General features: G+C 59.6%; 17 protein-coding genes. 1 reads left to right on the top strand and 16 read right to left on the bottom strand.

The window, feature by feature from the left end; translation table 11 throughout:
• Window positions 1-34: 34 nt before the first annotated feature.
• The 5 genes from hrcA to lepA all read right to left on the bottom strand — a co-directional run bounded on the left by hrcA (window position 35) and on the right by lepA (window position 5,343).
• Window positions 35-1,042, bottom strand: a complete 1,008-nt coding sequence (hrcA, locus tag Q0G85_RS06210; RefSeq protein WP_297155803.1) for a heat-inducible transcriptional repressor HrcA — start codon at window positions 1,040-1,042, stop codon at window positions 35-37.
• A 134-nt stretch (window positions 1,043-1,176) separates the two neighbouring features.
• Window positions 1,177-2,286, bottom strand: a complete 1,110-nt coding sequence (gene hemW, locus Q0G85_RS06205; RefSeq protein WP_297155801.1) for a radical SAM family heme chaperone HemW — start codon at window positions 2,284-2,286, stop codon at window positions 1,177-1,179.
• Window positions 2,287-2,298: 12 nt separating this feature from the next.
• Entirely contained in the window at window positions 2,299-3,306 is a 1,008-nt protein-coding gene (gene dusB, locus Q0G85_RS06200) for a tRNA dihydrouridine synthase DusB (RefSeq protein WP_297155799.1), read from the bottom strand.
• 25 nt (window positions 3,307-3,331) lie between these two features.
• A complete protein-coding gene (locus Q0G85_RS06195; protein ID WP_297155797.1) occupies window positions 3,332-3,538 on the bottom strand; it encodes a hypothetical protein in 207 nt (68 codons plus the stop codon).
• Between the two features lie 2 nt (window positions 3,539-3,540).
• On the bottom strand, window positions 3,541-5,343 hold the full coding sequence (gene lepA / locus Q0G85_RS06190) for a translation elongation factor 4 (protein ID WP_297155795.1): 1,803 nt from the start codon (window positions 5,341-5,343) through the stop codon (window positions 3,541-3,543).
• Window positions 5,344-5,714: 371 nt separating this feature from the next.
• Here lepA and rpsT point away from each other — a divergent pair, with 371 nt between their 5' ends.
• On the top strand, window positions 5,715-6,221 hold the full coding sequence (gene rpsT, locus Q0G85_RS06185) for a 30S ribosomal protein S20 (protein ID WP_297155793.1): 507 nt from the start codon (window positions 5,715-5,717) through the stop codon (window positions 6,219-6,221).
• A gap of 122 nt (window positions 6,222-6,343) precedes the next feature.
• Here the strand turns inward: rpsT and holA are convergent, their stop codons facing one another.
• The 11 genes from holA to carB all read right to left on the bottom strand — a co-directional run.
• On the bottom strand, window positions 6,344-7,354 hold the full coding sequence (gene holA / locus Q0G85_RS06180; RefSeq protein ID WP_297155791.1) for a DNA polymerase III subunit delta: 1,011 nt from the start codon (window positions 7,352-7,354) through the stop codon (window positions 6,344-6,346).
• Window positions 7,355-7,363: 9 nt separating this feature from the next.
• Window positions 7,364-9,730 carry a DNA internalization-related competence protein ComEC/Rec2 gene (locus tag Q0G85_RS06175; RefSeq protein WP_297155789.1) on the bottom strand — a complete coding sequence of 789 codons (2,367 nt, stop codon included), beginning with the start codon at window positions 9,728-9,730 and terminating at the stop codon, window positions 7,364-7,366.
• 40 nt (window positions 9,731-9,770) lie between these two features.
• A complete protein-coding gene (locus tag Q0G85_RS06170) occupies window positions 9,771-10,433 on the bottom strand; it encodes a ComEA family DNA-binding protein (RefSeq protein WP_297155787.1) in 663 nt (220 codons plus the stop codon).
• A gap of 378 nt (window positions 10,434-10,811) precedes the next feature.
• Window positions 10,812-12,056, bottom strand: coding sequence for a tRNA uracil 4-sulfurtransferase ThiI (thiI, locus tag Q0G85_RS06165; RefSeq protein ID WP_297155785.1), 1,245 nt, complete (start codon window positions 12,054-12,056; stop codon window positions 10,812-10,814).
• Entirely contained in the window at window positions 12,056-12,316 is a 261-nt protein-coding gene (locus Q0G85_RS06160) for a DNA-directed RNA polymerase subunit omega (protein ID WP_276996613.1), read from the bottom strand. Before Q0G85_RS06160 ends, thiI begins: the two co-directional genes overlap by 1 nt.
• Window positions 12,317-12,332: 16 nt before the next feature.
• Window positions 12,333-12,896, bottom strand: coding sequence for a guanylate kinase (gene gmk / locus Q0G85_RS06155; RefSeq protein WP_297155783.1), 564 nt, complete (start codon window positions 12,894-12,896; stop codon window positions 12,333-12,335).
• Between the two features lie 8 nt (window positions 12,897-12,904).
• Entirely contained in the window at window positions 12,905-13,213 is a 309-nt protein-coding gene (mihF, locus tag Q0G85_RS06150) for an integration host factor, actinobacterial type (RefSeq protein ID WP_158048505.1), read from the bottom strand.
• Between the two features lie 438 nt (window positions 13,214-13,651).
• A complete protein-coding gene (gene pyrF / locus Q0G85_RS06145) occupies window positions 13,652-14,380 on the bottom strand; it encodes an orotidine-5'-phosphate decarboxylase (protein ID WP_297155780.1) in 729 nt (242 codons plus the stop codon).
• Entirely contained in the window at window positions 14,374-15,309 is a 936-nt protein-coding gene (locus tag Q0G85_RS06140) for a dihydroorotate dehydrogenase (RefSeq protein ID WP_297155777.1), read from the bottom strand. The genes pyrF and Q0G85_RS06140 overlap by 7 nt, the downstream gene beginning before the upstream one ends.
• Entirely contained in the window at window positions 15,309-16,124 is an 816-nt protein-coding gene (locus Q0G85_RS06135; protein WP_297155775.1) for a dihydroorotate dehydrogenase electron transfer subunit, read from the bottom strand. The genes Q0G85_RS06140 and Q0G85_RS06135 overlap by 1 nt, the downstream gene beginning before the upstream one ends.
• A 3-nt stretch (window positions 16,125-16,127) precedes the next feature.
• Window positions 16,128-18,065 (bottom strand): carbamoyl-phosphate synthase large subunit (gene carB, locus Q0G85_RS06130; RefSeq protein WP_297155772.1); only part of this gene is annotated, 1,938 nt, incomplete at its 5' end.

Here is an 18,065-nt window from a genome sequence, read left to right as displayed (position 1 = left end):
CTCTCGTCAGCGGCTTATCCAAGCCGCATAATTACTACGATTCACCAAGCGCTGCGCTGGCTGCGCGCACGGCCTGGATAACCTTCGAATAATCCATTCGCGTCGGGCCAATGACGGCGACGACGCCTTCCGCTTCCCCTCTGCCGTAGCGGCTTGCCACGACAGACACTCCCGAGAGGCCCTCTGTCTTGTTCTCCTTGCCGATCTGCACGGAAAGATCCTCCGTGCTCGTCAGGTCGTCTAAGATGTGCAACAGCACCGTGTCGTCCTCTAGCACCTGCATAAGCGGCAGCACAGCGTCGGTTCGCGAGAATTCCGGCTGCGCGAGAAGAGCGCTCATGCCGAGCTGGTGCGTGCGGCCAGTTTGCCCCTCCTGAATGCAGGAGAGCACCTCATCGAGCACCGCGCGAACAAGCGGGTCGGAGAACGCGCGCTTCATGCCAAACGACAGGCCTCGTTCAACATCGGAGAGCGACTTCCCGCAAAGCGCCTTCCCAAGCAGCACTTGAATGCGCGACAGCTCGTCGCTGCCAACGGGGATGGTGAAATCCATTTGACGGTTGAAGACGTTGCCGTCTTCGGTCACGACAACGCAGATGGCGCGAAATGTGGTAAGGCTCACCAGGGTGATCTGCTTGATTCTTGTCTCGAGGACGGTTGGCGCGAGGACGATCGAGAGGCAGTCGGTCAGTCGCGCGAGCGCACTCGAGGTTTGCTCAAGCAGGGAGTCCAGTTCAGAAGCGCTTTTGCGCAAGTCCTCCGCGACGGCGCGATAGCGCTCCTCATCGGGCAGCGTATCGTTTGCGAGCAAGTCGTCCACGAATGTGCGGTATCCGAAATCAGTCGGGATGCGACCTGCGGAAGTGTGGGGTTGCGCGATGTAGCCCTCGTCTTCGAGAATCGAGAGCTCATTTCGCACGGTAGCAGGGCTCACGCCGAGCTTATAGCGCTCGGTCAGCGTTCGAGAGCCGACGGGCAAAGCTCGCGCCACGTATTCCTCGATGAGCGCCGCGAGAACGCGCTGCCTTCTATCTGAGAGCATGACTTCACCCCTTTCGTCTCGATATCGGCCATGCCAAAAAGCCATTCTAGCAGCCGAAGCCTTTGAGTGCTAAAGAAATTGGCAAGGTGCGCCATATCTTGATAGATGAATCATAGGAGGCGGCTGTCGAGTGGCTAGGCAAGGTCGAAAAGTGCTCCGTAAAGCTCGTTTCCAAGCAGCCAGCCCTTCTCGGTTGGGCGAAGGCGTCCGTCGCTGTGGTGGACGAGCCCCTCTGAGATAAGCTCATCGATCGTCTCGTCAAGGCGCGGAAGCAGTAATCGGGCCTGGGCAATTGCCTCATCGGAGACGCCGCGGGTCATGCGCATCCCGAGCATAAGGTCTTCGGCGGCCATCTGCGCGGCGTTCAAATCGTCAGTTACCAAACCGTCGGTCATTCGCATCCGACGCTCGCTGTTCTGCGTCATGGTCGCCGCCGAGGTGCCGATCCCGAGATAAGGTACACTCGTCCAATACGCGATGTTGTGGCGGCACGCGAATCCGGGCTTCGCGTAACTTGCCACCTCGTAGCGCTCGAACCCGGCCGACTGGAGGATGTCTCGCGCGATTTCCATCTGCTCTGCTTCGACGTCGTCATCCGGCTCGGGCAGCTCACCTGAGAGCACCATGCGATCGAAGGGGGTGTGCGGCTCGATGGTGAGCGGGTAGACGCTTATGTGCGTGACGCCGAGCTCAATCGCGCGGTGGACGCTCTGTTCGAAGGAGGCTGCGCTCTGCCCGGGGATGCCGCACATAAGATCGCAGCTCACGTTTGAGAAGCGCTCGCGTGCCGCCTCGATCGCGCGAGCGGCAGTTTGCGCGTCGTGAGCGCGGCCGAGGGTGCGCAAAACCTCGTCGTCGAAGCTCTGCACGCCGATAGAGAGCCTGTTCACCCCAAGCGCCCAGATGTCGCGAACCATGTTCGGCGTGAGGCTTTCCGGGTTTGCCTCCATCGAGCATTCGATATCGGGTTCAAGGCGCATGGACGTGGAAAGCGTATAGAGCAGCATGGAGAGCCGCGACATACCGAGGTGGCTCGGGGTTCCCCCGCCGAGATACACCGTTTCAATCGCGGAAAGCTCGCCCTCCTTGGATTTTCGGCGAATCGCGAGGCAAAGCTCTTCCACGTACTTGTCGATGCGCGGATCGTCTTGCGACGCGGCCGACGTGGTGAAATCGCAGTAGGAGCAGCGCCTCACGCAGAAGGGAAGATGCAGATAGAGTGCGCGATATGGGTCGTGCGGCATCGATGAGTCTCCTTATTTCTCCCTGGTGCTCGGCGTCGGCGTATGCACGTTTTCGTGCTCAGCCGCGAATGCGAGCAGCTCGTCGAATACGTGGTCGAAGTCCTCAGTCGTCACGCAGGCATTGATTTTGCCGCGCGCAGCTGAGGCGCCGGGGAGGCCGGTCATGTACCACATTGCGTGCTTGCGCATGCGCACGATGTTGCGCCCTTCCCGCTCGGCAAGAAGATGGGCGTGGCGGCGTGCCATGGCAAGGCGCTCGGCGATTGTCGGAGCGGTGGGTTCCTCGTCGCCAGCAAGGGCGGCTTTCACCTGGGCGAACACCCAAGGGTTGCCCTCGGCTCCGCGGCCGATCATAATGGCATCGCAGCTTGTCTTCTCTTTGAGCGCAACGGCATCGGCACCGCAGCGCACATCGCCATTGCCCACAACGGGAATGGAAAGAGCTCGCTTGACCTTCGCAATGACGTCCCAATCGGCGTTTCCGCGATAGAGCTGCTCGGAGAAGCGTCCGTGCACCGTGACGGCGCACGCCCCTGCCGCCTCCATGCGGCGAGCGAATTCGGGCGCCGTTTCCTCCCCCATCTTGAAGCCGCGGCGGAACTTTACGGTAACGGGGTGGCTTACGGCGTCGCGCACGGCGGACACGATGCTCGTGGCAAGCGCGGGGTCGCACATGAGGGCCGACCCGTCGCCTTTCGTCACGATTTTGCGCGCGGGACATCCCATGTTGATGTCGAGATATGCAAGCGTGTCGCCCATCGTCTGCTCGATCCACGCGGCCTGCTCGGCCATGTCGGACGGTTCGTGCCCGAACAATTGAACGGCAACGAGGTCCTCTCCCGGCGCAAGGCGCAGAAGATGGCGCGTCTTCTCGTTTGCGAAGGACAGCCCCTTCGCTGAGACCATTTCGGTATAGGCGAGCGATGCACCCTCCTCGCGGCAAAGCGCGCGGAACGCCTCGTCGGTCACGCCCGCCATCGGCGCAAGGAGCAAAGGATGTGCGGCGAAGAAATCATGCATTACGTAAGGACTCCCGGAATCGTCGCTATCGTGCGCTTGCAAGTGTGCCGAACGTGAGCGCGCCCATGACAAGCAGCGCCACGATGAGAATCACCACGACAAGCCCTACGATGAGGCACCCTGCCACGGGGAATGCGCCCTTTGCTTCCATCCGTTCGCGTTCTGCAGCGGCCTTCTTCTCGTCGAAGGGGTCGTCGAGCCAGTTGTAAGATTCTTCACGTCGTTTCGCCATGGTTAATCGTCAACCTTGAGGATCGCCATGAAGGCCTCTTGCGGGACCTCCACGTTGCCGATGGCCTTCATGCGCTTCTTGCCTTGCTTCTGCTTCTCGAGAAGCTTTCTCTTGCGCGAGATGTCGCCGCCGTAGCATTTCGCAAGCACGTCCTTGCGCTTGGCCTTCACCGTTTCACGCGCGAGCACGCGCCCACCGATGGCCGCCTGGATGGGCACTTCGAACATCTGACGCGGAATGATTTCCTTCAGCTTTTCGGTAAGCACGCGCCCGCGATCGTAGGCTTTGTCCTTGTGGACGATAAACGACAGCGCGTCGATGGGCTTGCCGGACAAAAGGATATCGAGCTTCACGAGCTGCGAGGGCTTGTATCCGTCGAAGTCGTAGTCGAGCGACGCGTAGCCCTTCGTGTTCGACTTCAGCTTGTCGAAGTAGTCCATGATGAGCTCGGAGAGAGGAATCTCCCAGAGCATTTCGACCGTGTTTTGCGAGAGGTAGCTCATCGTGACGAAGGTGCCGCGGCGCGCGACGGTGAGATCCATCACCGCGCCGACGTAATCGGGCGGGATGAGGATCTTCGCCTTGAGATACGGCTCCTCGATGTGCTCGATTTCGCCGGGATCGGGCATTTCTTGGGGCGAGTGCAGGCTGATCATTTCCCCACCCTGCTTGAAGACGTGGTATTCCACCGATGGCGCGGTGGCGAGCAGGTCAAGGTTGAACTCGCGCTCGAGGCGCTCCTTCACGACCTCCATGTGCAGAAGGCCCAAAAAGCCGACGCGGAAGCCGAAGCCGAGGGCATGCGACTTTTCGGGTTCCCACAGAAGCGCGGGATCGTTGAGCGAAAGCTTCTCGAGTGCTTCCTTTAGCGGCTCGTACTGGTCCGATTCGATCGGGAACAAACCCGTGAAGACCATGGGCTTTGCCTCGCGATAGCCGGGAAGCGGCTTGTCGACACCGCCCTCCGCGAGCGTGATCGTGTCGCCGACCTTCACGTGGATAAGGTCTTTCAGGCCCGTGACGAGGTAGCCAACTTCGCCGACGCTCAGCTCGGGCAGCGGCTCTTCGACCGGGTGGCGTGCGCCCACTTCTTCGGCGAGGATGACTTTGCCCGATGCCATAAGGCGCAGGCGCTGGCCTTTTTTCATAGAGCCATCGACGACGCGCACGAGTGCCACGACGCCGCGATACGGATCGAAGTAGCTGTCGAAGATGAGCGCGCGCAGCGGGGCGCTGGCGTCGCCAGTCGGCGCGGGGATGTTGTAGACCACGGCTTCGAGCAGGTCATGCACGCCAACGCCGGTCTTTCCCGATGCGAGCACCGCGTCGTCGGCGGGAATCGCAAGCGCGTCTTCGATTTCGGCACGCACGCGCTCGGGGTCGGCTGACGGCAGGTCGATCTTATTGATGAGTGGAATGATCTCGAGGTTCGCGTTCATCGCCATCATAGCGTTCGCGACGGTTTGCGCTTCGACTCCCTGCGTCGCGTCGACGACGAGCACAGCACCTTCGCAAGCGGCCAACGAGCGGCTCACCTCGTAGGTGAAGTCGACATGTCCCGGGGTGTCGATGAGGTTGAACTGGTACTCTTCCCCATCGTCTGCTTTATAGTTCACGCGCACAGCTTGGCTTTTGATGGTGATGCCGCGCTCGCGCTCGATGTCCATCGTGTCGAGGAGTTGGGCTTGCATGTCGCGCTCGGCGATGGTTCCCGTCATCTCGAGAATGCGGTCGGAAAGCGTCGATTTCCCATGGTCGATATGGGCGATGATGGAGAAGTTCCTGATATGCGAAGGGTCGGTCATGACGATCGAGGGGTCCTTATCTCTTGCAGTATTTGTGTTCAATGTATACGTTTGCGCATTAAAATGGCGCAATTCACTAAAAACTACGTGCAATTGGCGCAAGCGTTTGCTATTCTATCGCATTGCGTATCCAGCAAGCGTTCGCGTGATGAGATTCATCGGCGAATCCGCAGACATGGCTGCAACAGGGAAAGCGCTTGTGCTGGACGGCCGATTGGCCTGCGAGACAGAGAAATCCTGACTGTTTCCTATGCGAGACGCGCATCATTGCGGTTTCTTCGTCTCGCGCGTCAATCTTGCCTTCCATCACTTTCCCGCAACGTGTCGTGCTGAGTGCGCGGACTATACGTTGTTTTAGGAAAGGAACGAACATGGCAAACATCAAGAGCCAGAAGAAGCGCAACATCACCAACGAGAAGGCACATCAGCGCAACAAGGCCTGCAAGTCCGAGCTGAAGACTGCAGTGCGCCGCGTACGCGAGGCTGTCGCCGCCGGCAACGGTGCCGAGGCTTACGCTGCCGCCCTCGCTGCAAGCCGTCTGCTCGACAAGGCTGCTTCCAAGGGCATCATCCACAAGAACCAGGCTGCTAACCGCAAGTCCGGTGTTATGCAGCTCGCCAACACCATCGTGACCGACGCCGATCGCGCCGCTTACGTGAAGCCGGAACCGAAGAAGCAGGAGGCCACGGGCAACAAGAAGGCTGCCAAGAAGGCCGAGCGCAAGGCCGCTCTCGCCGCCGCTTCCGCCGAGAAGGCCAAGCGTCGCGAGAAGCAGCTCAAGGAAGAGGCTGCCGCTAAGGCTCGCAAGGCTAAGGAAGCCGAAGAGGCTGCCAAGGCCGAGGCTGCTGAAGCCGAAGCCGAGGAAGCTGCCGAATAAGCCGCTGAAGCTGAAGCCGAGAAAGCTGCTCAAACAGCATTCGAACGCAAGGGCTCTGGGAAACCAGGGCCCTTTTTGATATCGGGGCCAAGGGACATCGGAGGAAGAGGGCGAAGGCGGGGTTATCTTCCGGTGCAGACGGAAATGACCCAATCCATAAAGGCCGCCTCGGGATCGGTGCCGCTCTTCATCGCGCGTTCAGTATCTCGCGCGGAAATGAGCGCGCGGCGGAGTTCCTCGCTTGTGAAGCGGCGCGCGAGCGTAGCATGCCCCTTTACCTGCCACGCCTGTTTCGGCTTCGCCTTCGGGTTCGCGATTTTCGCATACTCGGTCAACGCAGGCGCGAGCGCGTTCGTATTCCCCCTTTGCGCCATAACCTTTGCGCAAAGGACCTCCCGCAGGCGAGTGGTACACAGCCCGATTAGGGCATGGGGCGAGGTCGATTCCATCTCGGATCGGTACTTCAGGCATTTCTTAAGGTCGCGTGCGGCAAAGGCGTCAGCGAATTCCCAGGGCGTTGCCTCGGTCGTCCGGCTCACCATCGAACGCACCTCATGCTCGGACACGGGGTCGCTCCCGCGATGCGCAAGGGCAATCTTCGCGATTTCGCTGTCAAGTCGCACCGTGTTCTCGCCCACGAGATCAACAAGAGCGTTCGCGGCTCCCTCGGTGAAGGTCGTTCCGTGCGAAACCGCCATCGAACGGACGGTGTGGGGCAGCTCTTTCTTCTTTAAGGGAACGCACTCGATCACAGCGCTCTTGCCCACCGCGGCAATCGCCTTGTACAAGCGCGTGTTCTTTGCGAGCTTTTCCGCTTCGACGGCAAGAACGGTTTGACTGCTCGGAGATTCGAGATAGGAAACGAGTTCTTCAGAGTCAGCCTTCTTCAGCTTCTCGGCGTTACGTACATAGACAAGGCGTTTCTCGCTTGCGAAGGGCATGGTGTTGCACGCCGATACAATGTCGGCGCCAAGAGCCGTCTCTCCGTCAAAGGTATCGGAATTAAACGAGAGATCGCCGAATTCTTCCAGTCGCTTGCGAAGACGCCTCAACACGGTTGAGCGCTTGAGGGCGTCCTCCCCCACGATAAGATAGGCAGGAATGAGTGGTTTTTGTTTAGCCGTCTGTGTCATACCGTCATTCTATCCCAGGGTGGTAACGCGAATGCGATCGTTTGAGAATTCGCATGAAACGTCTCCCATCTCATCGGTTTGGAAAACTCGCGAATCAACCTCGGCAAGAAGGGCAAGCGTTTGCGGTGCCGGATGACCGTATCGGTTAGTCGCGCCAACACTGACCAGGGAAATCTCGGGGCGAATCACCTGCACGACATCTTCGGTAAGAGCTGCCTTCGAGCCGTGATGACCCACTTTGTACAGGTCGATATCGCCCAAAGCTCCCTCGTCGATCATTGCCTGCAACTGTTCTGATTCGGCATCGCCGCAGAAAAACGCCGTCCATGTGCCCGTCTCCGTCGCGAGAGACGCGAGAAGGCAAAGACTGTCGCCGTTGCCGCCTTCGTCGTGAAATTCATGGGGCCACAGTACTTTCAGGGTGAATTCGCCGCAGGATATCGTGTCTCCAACGGCGATAGGTCGAATGCCGTCTTCCCCTACAAGCGACGTCGCGCTGGTAATCAGATGCTCGCACGATGCGCAGCCGCACGTAATAGCGTCTTTCGCGATAAGCACATTGTCGGTCGTGACAACGTCTCCAAGCGCTGGCAGCGACCCGCAATGATCGTCGTCGGCGTGGGTCACGAGAACCGCGTCGAGGTGGAATACGCCTTGTCTGGCAAGCGCCTCCAAAAGGAGCGAGTCGTGGTTTCCCGTGTCGATAAGCAATGTCGATCCCTTGCTCCTGATAAGGAACGCGTCCCCCTGCCCGACATCGAGCATAACGATTGCGCTCGGCTTGAGAAGGGGCACGACAACAACAAGGGCGATGGCAACTGCGCAGGCGAATGACCCCATCGCGAAGAGCGTGCTAGCGGAGAAGTGGGGCCACCATATCCATAACAGTAAAGGACCTAGTAACGAGAGGGCAAGCCCCCAGGGTACGGAAAGCGATGCAGGCACACAAGCGAAGGGAACGTGCGCGAAAGCATTGATTGCGCACGTAAGCAGTGAAGCGCATCCGGCGGCACAGGGGAGCGCCACCACCGCGACGGCGGGCACTGTCAATGACGCGACGGTGCACAGAAGGCTCGCTGAAAGCGCAAGCGTGAACAGCGGAGCGACAACGAGGTTGGCTATCGGGGAGATAAGCGGAAGCTGTGCGAATAACGCGGCGGAAAACGGGGTTGTCGTCACCATGGCCGCCAACGTGAGGGCAAGCGAATCAGCTATGCGACTGATAAGCGGCACCGCAGACAACCATGACGCAAAGAGCGGCATGAGCACGATGATTCCCAACGTTGACATCGCCGAAAGGAAAAACGAGACCGACACGCTTGATTGCGGGGAAAGGGCGACAATCGCAATGATGCAAGCACCGAGTGCGGAAAGTGTGGCGCGGCGTCTTCGTGCGAGGAACGAGAGCATGCCGACGATAGCCATCGCCGCTGCTCGAAGGGCCGATACGGGCATTCCGGTGAGCACGAGGTAGCACGATAAAACCATAAGCTGGATGGCAAGGGAAAGCCTGCGCGGAGTGCGCAGGAACTGGAGCGCTGCTGCTATCATGCCGCACGTGATGGAAAGATGCGCACCCGACACCGCAACGAGGTGGGCGACTCCAACCGCTTTGCAGGAAGCATAGAGGTCGCTGCCCCTTAGCTGTTCTCGATAACCGCAGACAAGCGCCTGGCAAAGCGCGTTCGCGTCGTCTTCTCCGTCGAGCAAGTTCACCGCCGTCGTTCTTATGCCGGCAAGTGAGCCTCCTATCGAATGCGAGTTGCCTACCCGTTCGATTGAGCCAGGAGACGACACAGCGTCGACGCCTTGGAGATAGAAACGCTCTGCGGCAGTTTCCCTTGGCTTGCTAAGTGAAGTCGTCGCCGTGAAAACATCGCCATAAAAGATGTCCCCCTTTCCTTTTGGAAGGGTGACGCTCACGGTATGCTGCTCCCCATCTGCCTGCGAACGAGCTGAAGCGCGAACGGTTGCGCGGTAATCGCCTTGCTTTGCGTCTTCTGAGGCGGTAAATGTCCAAGTTTGCAGAGCAGAGGACGCGGCAAGGCCCGCCTTCGATTCGTAGGCAAGGGTTGCGGATAGCCCAAGGGCGCATCCGATGGCGAACCCGATAACGAGTAGCGAGATCGCGGAAGGAACGCCCCACGCCAAGGCAAAAACCGCGAGCACTGCTAACGCGAAGGCAACGATAATAGCAGGCAACAGGAAAGCTCGATCGCAATAAAAGCCCAACGCATAGCTTCCTGCGCAGCCGCCCCATAGCGAAAGCGCGACGATTGCAAGCGGCGGGATGGAAGGACGCCGCACGGCGTTCAAAGTACTGTCTTCGTCAAGAGCGTCGCTTGAATGCTGGCGTATGACGCCTACCCTCGACATGAGGGTGCGAAGCGATTTTAGAAGAGGAGCGCGCTGTCCTTTAGCCAACGGTAATACACCCCTCAAGCTGGGTAAACTTCTTGTCTCCTATTCCCGAGACACGCTTTAGGTCCTCGACTGTCTTGAAGGGGCCGTTCGCCTCGCGGTCAGCGACGATCTTCGCGGCAGTGGACTCTCCAATACCGGGCAGTGTGTCGAGGGTCGCCGCATCTGCGGTGTTGATGTTGACCTTCCCCGATGTTGTGCCAGGCGATAAGGTTGCGGAGGACGTCGCGCCCTCATCGCCCTCCGTTTGGGCTGTCGAGGGAACGAGAATCTGCTCGCCGTCGGACAGGACTCGGGCAAGATTGACCGCGTCATGAAGGGCTTCTTCGGTAAAGCCCCCAGCAGCTTGAATGGCGTCATTCACCCGCGCACCCTCGGGAAGCTCAATCAGGCCGGGCGTTGTAACTGCTCCATCGACGTGCACGAATATCGATTTTTCGATGGGGGTGGAATCGTCGGGTTCATCCTCGATAGGGTTCGAAGTACTTGTTTCTGCTTTCGATATCGAGAATTCCGACCCGGGCAGCAGCGCATGGGCAAGTTGGGAACCCGCAATCAGAAGAAGAACCACCGCAAGCGAGACGACTCCGACGATAATCGCAGGCTTCGGCTTGCGCTTGCCCGGTGCAGAGAAAGGTATTTGGTCGCTTCGTTTCATCACTCCCCTTTCGAATGAATACGGGAGTATAGCGATACAATCTTGCGGCAACATGCCCCGAAGCTTCCCGATTCAGGGCGTCCAATCTGCTGATTTGCGATTGAAACGACAATGCAATGGAAAGAATAATCCTCGGCGTTTCGTCAGAAATTGCAAAAACCCTGCCAGATTCCTTGCAGGAACCTGGCAGGGTTCGCCCAATACAGATAAGCAGCAGAGAGGCGGGCGCCAAGCAGCGGCCTCGACGACTGTAGGCAGCCAAACAAAAGAGGACCCGACGATCAGGCCCTCTCAGGTGTCTCTCCAAGGCAGACACTGCAATTATGATTGAAAGGCTCCAAACGAGAACTCACTTCCTGCGAAACTTCCACAGCCTGGCTAATCCTCGCTCTTCTCCGTCATAAGTTCGTGCAGCGACTTCTTGCGCGGCTTGTACGCGGGACATGCATAGTCATGCGGCTCGGCGGCGCAAGCAAGCTCCTCTACCCACTTATCGACAGGAAACGCAGCTTCTGCCTCGCGCACCGCCGTTAGGTTCGCATGGGTTTCGGGATTTCGCGGCATGAAGAGCGTGCAGCAATCCGGTGCGTCCTGTGACGAGATGGGGAACGTTCCCAGTTGCTGCGACTGCGCAATGATCTCGAGCTTGTCAGAGCCGATGAGCGGCCGAAACACAGGAAGCGAGACGGCATCGTTTGTGGCTCTGATATTGTCGAGCGTCTGCGAAGCGACCTGCCCGAGGCTCTCGCCGGTAACGATCGCCTTCGCATGCTCGTAGAAGGCGATGCGCTCAGCAACGCGGAACATGAGGCGGCGATATAAAATTACCCGCAGCTCAGGCGGCGCCGAAAGCGCAATCTCGCGCTGGTAATCGCCGAAAGGCACAACGTAAACGCGCGCAATGCAGCCCGTCTTTTCAAGCACGTGCGCGATGTCATCGACCAGGAACTCAGACGCATCGGAGGTCTGCGGCCTGCCTGAAAAATGAACGCCAATGGAGACGGCGCCGCGGCGGGCAATACGCCAAAGCGCCACCGGCGAATCGATTCCCGAGGAAAGCAGGCTTACCACGGTGCCCGAACTGCCAACGGGAAGCCCGCCGATGCCGGGGATGCTTCGCGCATAGACATACGCCGCATTTTGTACAACCTCAACGCCAACCGTGAGGTCGGGGTCTTTCATCTGGACCTTTACCTGGGGAAATGCCTCGCTCAAACGCCCGCCCACAATCTGGTTGATCTCCATCGAGTTCACGGGGAAATCAGTGTGGTTGCGGCGCGCGTGCACCTTGAAGCTCGCAAACGCACCCGATTCGCGCATCGCAAGGATGCCCGCCTCGGTCATCTGATCGAGGTCGCGCTCGCACTTAAACCCACACGAAACGCGGGCGGTACCAGGAATGGACCGAATCGCGTCGGCGCATTCGACCATCGTGTCGTGCGAGGTTCCTTCTTTCAGGAAAACGCAAAGGCGCCCGGAAATGCGATGAATCGTCACAACAGGGTACGCGCAAAGATGCGCCTCCAGATTCTTCAGAAGGCGCATCTCGAATTTTGAGCGATTGTGACCCTTAAGGCCTATCTCGTGGTAGTGAACCAGACAGATTCGTTGATACTCAGCCATTAATGGTTCTTGATGTCGATACTGTCAGGATCATAAGAAACGTCGCCAGCTGCGATTTCGTTGAAAGCGATCGTGAGGGGCTTCTTGTCGGCCGCACGGGCGATTTCGACAGCGGTCTGCAGCTGAATTGCTCGGTCGCGCTGGCCGCGCATCATGTCGTTGATATCATGTGCACGCTTGGAAGCAAGTGCGCAGAGAAGAAAGCGATCCTGATCGGTTTCTTCCAGCAAGTCGTTGATTCTCGGTTCGATGATACTCATCTTTGGTGTTACCTCGTTATTCTTCAGCTTTTTCGTTCACGTAATCGACTAACTGCCTGGTCGCAGTCTCAAGGTCGTCGTTCACGATCCGAATGTCATACTCCATCTTGCGCGAAAGCTCTACTTGCGCAGCCTCCATGCGGGAAGCTATCACCTCGTCGGTTTCCGTCCCTCGCCCGCGAAGACGCGCTTCAAGCACCTCAATCGAAGGAGGCTCGATGAAAACCAGATGTGCTTCGGGAAGCTTGGCCTTCACCTGGAAAGCACCTTGCACGTCGATTTCCAGAACGACCTGCTTGCCTTGGGCGATATGACCCACAACAGCGCTTTTCGGCGTTCCGTAGCGATGATCCGCATAGGTCGCCCATTCAAGAAGGCCGTCTTCCTCGATGAGCGTATCGAATTCCTCGTCGCTCTTGAAGAAGTACTGGACGCCATCTTGCTCGCCCTCTCGAGGAGAGCGCGTCGTTGCAGAAATCGAAACCCAACTATCGGGAACTTCACGCAATAAACGGGCCACCAAGGTGCCCTTCCCGGCACCTGATGGCCCTGAAATCACAAAGAGATTACCGCGGCGCATGGGCACGATTAGCCGAGACGCTCCAGCAGTGCGGCACGCTGACGGTCGCCAAGACCACGAAGGCGGCGGCTCTCAGCAATCTGGAGCTCCTTCATGATCTTTTCAGCCTTGGCCTTGCCATAGCCGGGAAGAGTCTCGATAAGGGTGGAGACCTTCATGCGACCGACGATCGGATCTTCCTTCATGTCAAGAACCTTCTCGAGCGTGAGCTTGCCGCTCTTGAGATCGTCGCGAACCTCAGCACGCTTGATGCGGGCGGCCTTGGCCTTCTCGAGAGCTGCCTGACGCTCTTCGGGGCTGAGTTGAGGAATTGCCATCGTGAATCTCTCCTTTTGTTTCTCGGCACGACGCCTACCGTCGATTGCCGTTATCAACAATTATTGTAAATGCCCTGTTGACCATTCGAAGAAAAAATAGTTGACAGGCATTGTTTCCCCGCGACTCTTTGCGCATTCGATTTTATATCGGCTTGCCCAAGGCGCGGTCAACGTTTGATTATCGTCGTGGATTTCTGCCGAATGGTCAAGTGTTTTTCGAAGAAATCACTGCTCATCAACGGAAAAATAAGCTGCGGGGCCAATTCTGGACACATCACAGCGCCTCTGAGCACAAAGCATTCACAAATGACGCGCACTCGATGCCGACCTGCGGCATCATCCGAGTTGCGCCATCAAACACCGAGGGACGTGCAGAATCCCGAGCGTCCCTCGGGTAGAGCATATTCGCCAGCTTTATGCGCCCCTCGGCTTTTCGCGTTAGTCCAGTTCTGCGGCGATTGCCTCGAACGCAGCGACAGGGTCTTCGGCCTGCGTGATGGGTCGCCCGACAACGATATGCGAAGCGCCGTTCTCGAAAGCCTGCGCGGGCGTGGCCACGCGGCTTTGATCGCCCTTTGCGCTTCCCGCAGGACGAACGCCCGGGGTCACGATGAATGCATCCAGCCCGAGCAGCTCGCGCATGCTGCTCGCTTCCTGGGGCGAGCACACGATGCCCGAAAGCCCCGCCTCGCGCGCCTGTACGGCAAGCGAGCTCACCTGCTCAGGCAATGCTCTCGAAACGCCCGTTGCTGCAAGAGATTCGGCATCCATGCTGGTGAGAACCGTAATCGCGAGCGTTGCCGGAACGGGAACCTTACGCTCGAACGCAGCAGCTTCCGCACCGCGGTGCCCAGCTGCCATCATGGCCGAACCGCCAACGGCGTGCATGGTGAGCATATCGGCCCCCGAAAGCACCGCCGACGCTGCGGCACCTTCCACCTGATGCGGGATGTCGTGGAACTTCAAGTCGAGGAAGACGTTGAAGCCGAGCTGCTTGAACGTCTGCACGATCTTAGGACCCTCGGCGTAGTAAAGCGTCATGCCGACTTTGAGCCACTTCGCGTGGCCGCGCAGCTGCACGGCAAGGCAAAGCGCAGTCGCAGCATCGCAGTCAAGCGCAACGATGACGCGGTCGCGGGCGGGCTCGATATGGAAATCCTCTAGCATTCAAGTGCTCCTATCAGGTCGTTCACATCGTTTACGCCTTGTTTCTCGCAGTAGTCGATGATGCCATCGATCACATCGACGGTTGCTTGGGGGTTCATGAAGTTCGCCGTGCCGACGGCGACCGCGGTGGCGCCAGCCAGCATAAACTCAACCGCATCGGTGCCGGTCGTGACGCCCCCCATGCCAAGGATGGGAACGGACACCGCCTTCGAGCACTGCCACACCATGCGCAGCGCAACCGGCTTCACGGCAGGACCCGAGAATCCACCGACGATGCGCGCGAGCACCGGGCGGCGGCGCTTCACGTCGATCGCCATGCCGAGCAGCGTGTTGATAAGGGAAATCGCATCGGCGCCCGAAGCCTCAGCTGCGCGGGCGATCTCGGTGATGTCGGTCACGTTAGGCGTAAGCTTCACGATAAGTGGGCGCGACGTTGCCTCGCGGCAAAGTGAGACAACCTTCTCGACGCTCGGGACATGGGTGCCGAGCGTCATGCCACCGGCATCGACGTTAGGGCACGAGATGTTCACCTCGTACGCATCGACGGGCGCATCCTCGAGCGCTTCGATGACCTGCACGTATTCGTCGAAGCTGTGGCCGGAGACATTCACGATGGTCGTGGCACCCTGCTCGCGCAGCCAGGGAAGCTCCTCGCTCTTCAAGTGAGCGACACCGGGATTTTGCAAGCCGATCGAGTTCAGCATGCCCGAAGGAACCTCGGCAATACGCGGGCTCGCATTGCCTTCCCAACCATTGAGAGAAACGCCCTTCGTCGTGACGGCGCCCAAGGCGGACACGTCGACGAAATCGGAGTACTCCATGCCGGCGGCGAACGTGCCCGAAGCCGTGGTAACAGGGTTCTTCATCGCGAGGCCGCCGAGGTTGACCGACAGGTTCACGCTCGTTTCACGTGGGGTTCTCGCTACCATTACCACGTCACCTCCTGCGCATCGAATACGGGACCGTCTACGCAGGAGCGTTTCTTGCCGTGGACAGTTTCCACGACGCACGAAAGGCAGGCTCCGACGCCGCACGCCATGCGCTTCTCCATCGAGACCTGACAAGGGATATTCGCATTTGCCGCCTGGTCGGAAACGATCTTCATGAGCGGCTCAGGGCCGCAAACTGCCAGGTAATCGAAGGGTTTCCCGCTCGCGTTCGCTTCGCTGATCGCGTCATCGACAAGCGAGGTGCAAAAACCTGCACGGCCAAAGGTGCCGTCGTCGGTTGCGCACAGAGGCGCGTTCTCCGCGCAACAGCCGGCGGTGGAAAGCGCACGCGCGTAACGCTCGCGGCATACAAGCGCCGCCTCGGTTTGTGCGCCGAGCACCACAGTGACGTCAACCCCTGCAGCAACCAGTTGCTCGAAGAGCAAGAACAGGGGCGCAGCCCCGACACCTCCGCCCACCAGAAGCGCGCGCTCGCACTTCTCGGGCGCTGCCCAGCCGTGACCGACGGGTCCGATGAGCTTGGGGGCAGTACCGTCATCGGCGGCAAGCCTCGTCATTCGCTCGGAGCCGAAGCCCACCACCTGATAGAGAATCTCGATCGTCCCCTCGCTCGCGTTCGCCGCATAGACCGAAAACGGGCGGCGCAGGATATGGCCCTCCATGCCCGGAATCTGCATATGGACGAACTGACCGGGTTTGATGCTCGAGGCGATTGCGGGCGCGCTCAGCGTCATAAGGTGAAGCCTGGGGCCCACCTGGTGGTTATCGAGCACGGGCGCTATGATGTCTACCATGTTTTAACCTTCCCATTGCGGCAGGTCTTGCAGCGCGACGACATCGAGTCCGGTTTCCCGAACCGCCTCCATGCCTGCAATGAGCGCCTGCGCGCCCGCGAGCGTGGTGCAGTAGCTCACGCCGTGACGTACGCACGCTGCGCGCATCTCGTAGCCGTCAGTGTTGGTGGAGCTACCGAACGGCGTGTTGATCATGAGCACGATTTCTCCTGATGCGATGCGGTCGAGAATCGTATGCGAGCCAGCGTGGATCTTGCCCACCTCTTCACATTCGATACCCGACGCACGAAGGGCGCGAGCGGTACCCGTCGTCGCGACGAGCGAAAACCCGAGGCGCGCGATGGAGCGGGCGATCGCCGTGATGTTGCGCTTGTCGCCGTCGTTCACCGAGATGAACACTTCCCCACCCCGCGGCGGCTCGTAGTCGATGGCAAGCTGCGTCTTGGTGAACGCTGCGGGGAAGTTACCCGCGATGCCCATGACCTCGCCCGTCGATTTCATCTCAGGGCCGAGCACAACATCGGAACCCGGGAAGCGGCCAAAGGGCATGACAGCTTCCTTCACGCAGAAGTAGTCGAAGTCGCGATCGTCGGCGGGAAGGTGCAGGTCGGCAAGCTTCTCCCCCGCCATGATGCGAGCCGCGATCTTCGCTAAGGGGACACCTGTCGACTTAGAGACGAAGGGCACCGTGCGGCTTGCGCGCGGGTTCGCTTCGATCACGTAGATGACCTGGTCTTTGATGGCGAACTGGATGTTCAACAGGCCGACAACGCCCAAGCGCAGGGCCAAGCGGCGGGCGATATCTCGCAGCTGCTCTTGCAGGCTCAGCGAAAGCGAGAACGGCGGCGTGCAGCAGGCGGAGTCGCCCGAGTGGATGCCCGCCATTTCGATATGCTCCAAGATGCCGCCCACGAACACGTCCTTGCCGTCGCAAAGCGCGTCGACGTCGACTTCGATGGCCGACTCGAGGAAGCGGTCGAGGTAAACCGGGTGGTCGGGAGAGATCTTCGCAGCCTCGGCCATATACTTGTCGAGCTGGTCGTTGTCGTAGACGATGGCCATGCCGCGGCCGCCAAGCACGTAGCTCGGGCGGACGAGCAGCGGGAAGCTGATATGATCGGCAACCTGGTGCGCCTCTTCGAGGGTGGAAGCCTCGCCTGCCGCGGGGTAGATGATCTTGAGCTCGTCGAGCACCTGCGAGAAGCGGTCTCGATCCTCGGCGAGGTCGATCGCCTCGGGGCTCGTGCCCATAATCGGCACGCCCGCATCCTGAAGCGCACGGGCGAGCTTGAGCGGCGTCTGGCCGCCGAGCGTCACGACAACGCCGTCGGGGTCCTCCACGTCGACGATATCCATCACATCTTCGAAGGTCAGCGGCTCGAAATAGAGCTTGTCGGAGGTGTCGTAGTCGGTCGAGACCGTCTCGGGGTTGCAGTTGACCATGATGGTCTCGAAGCCGGCGTCGGCAAGCGCGTAGCTCGCATGCACGCAGCAGTAGTCGAACTCGATGCCCTGGCCGATGCGGTTCGGGCCTGCGCCAAGGATCATTGCGCGCTTCTTGGTCTTGGGAGCGATCTCGCTCTCGCAGGCGTCGTAGGTCTTGTAATGGTAGGCCGTCTTGCTCGGCGTTTCAGCCGCGCAGGTGTCGACCGTCTTGAACGCGGGGACGACGCCGAGCGCCTTGCGGCGCGCGCGCACGGAAAGCTCGTCTGAGCCGGTCAGGTGCGCGATCTGCACATCTGAGAGGCCGAAGCGCTTAGCGCAGCGCATGTCCTCCTCGTCGAGCTCCTCAAGCGCGTGGCCCGAAAGCGCCTGCTCGACGGCGACCATGTCGGCCATGCGAGCCAAGAACCACGGGTCGATGCCCGTCTTTGCATGGAGTTCTTCCACGCTCATGCCGCGGCGCATCGCCTCGCCGATGAAGAAGACGCGGTTCGCGGT

This window comes from uncultured Ellagibacter sp. (assembly GCF_934617235.1).
Taxonomy (GTDB): Bacteria; Actinomycetota; Coriobacteriia; order Coriobacteriales; family Eggerthellaceae; genus Ellagibacter.
The sequence above is the reverse complement of the archived record's forward strand: the minus strand, read 5'-3'. Positions and strand labels throughout refer to the sequence as shown.

What these genes read in the sequence shown, in the direction of transcription:
- hrcA (WP_297155803.1), bottom strand. Translation starts at nt 1,042, where the DNA reads ATGCTCTCAGATAGAAGGCAGCGCGTTCTCGCGGCGCTCATCGAGGAA.
- hemW (WP_297155801.1), bottom strand. Translation starts at nt 2,286, where the DNA reads ATGCCGCACGACCCATATCGCGCACTCTATCTGCATCTTCCCTTCTGC.
- dusB (WP_297155799.1), bottom strand. Translation starts at nt 3,306, where the DNA reads ATGCATGATTTCTTCGCCGCACATCCTTTGCTCCTTGCGCCGATGGCG.
- Q0G85_RS06195 (WP_297155797.1), bottom strand. Translation starts at nt 3,538, where the DNA reads ATGGCGAAACGACGTGAAGAATCTTACAACTGGCTCGACGACCCCTTC.
- lepA (WP_297155795.1), bottom strand. Translation starts at nt 5,343, where the DNA reads ATGACCGACCCTTCGCATATCAGGAACTTCTCCATCATCGCCCATATC.
- rpsT (WP_297155793.1), top strand. Translation starts at nt 5,715, where the DNA reads ATGGCAAACATCAAGAGCCAGAAGAAGCGCAACATCACCAACGAGAAG.
- holA (WP_297155791.1), bottom strand. Translation starts at nt 7,354, where the DNA reads ATGACACAGACGGCTAAACAAAAACCACTCATTCCTGCCTATCTTATC.
- Q0G85_RS06175 (WP_297155789.1), bottom strand. Translation starts at nt 9,730, where the DNA reads ATGTCGAGGGTAGGCGTCATACGCCAGCATTCAAGCGACGCTCTTGAC.
- Q0G85_RS06170 (WP_297155787.1), bottom strand. Translation starts at nt 10,433, where the DNA reads ATGAAACGAAGCGACCAAATACCTTTCTCTGCACCGGGCAAGCGCAAG.
- thiI (WP_297155785.1), bottom strand. Translation starts at nt 12,056, where the DNA reads ATGGCTGAGTATCAACGAATCTGTCTGGTTCACTACCACGAGATAGGC.
- Q0G85_RS06160 (WP_276996613.1), bottom strand. Translation starts at nt 12,316, where the DNA reads ATGAGTATCATCGAACCGAGAATCAACGACTTGCTGGAAGAAACCGAT.
- gmk (WP_297155783.1), bottom strand. Translation starts at nt 12,896, where the DNA reads ATGCGCCGCGGTAATCTCTTTGTGATTTCAGGGCCATCAGGTGCCGGG.
- mihF (WP_158048505.1), bottom strand. Translation starts at nt 13,213, where the DNA reads ATGGCAATTCCTCAACTCAGCCCCGAAGAGCGTCAGGCAGCTCTCGAG.
- pyrF (WP_297155780.1), bottom strand. Translation starts at nt 14,380, where the DNA reads ATGCTAGAGGATTTCCATATCGAGCCCGCCCGCGACCGCGTCATCGTT.
- Q0G85_RS06140 (WP_297155777.1), bottom strand. Translation starts at nt 15,309, where the DNA reads ATGGTAGCGAGAACCCCACGTGAAACGAGCGTGAACCTGTCGGTCAAC.
- Q0G85_RS06135 (WP_297155775.1), bottom strand. Translation starts at nt 16,124, where the DNA reads ATGGTAGACATCATAGCGCCCGTGCTCGATAACCACCAGGTGGGCCCC.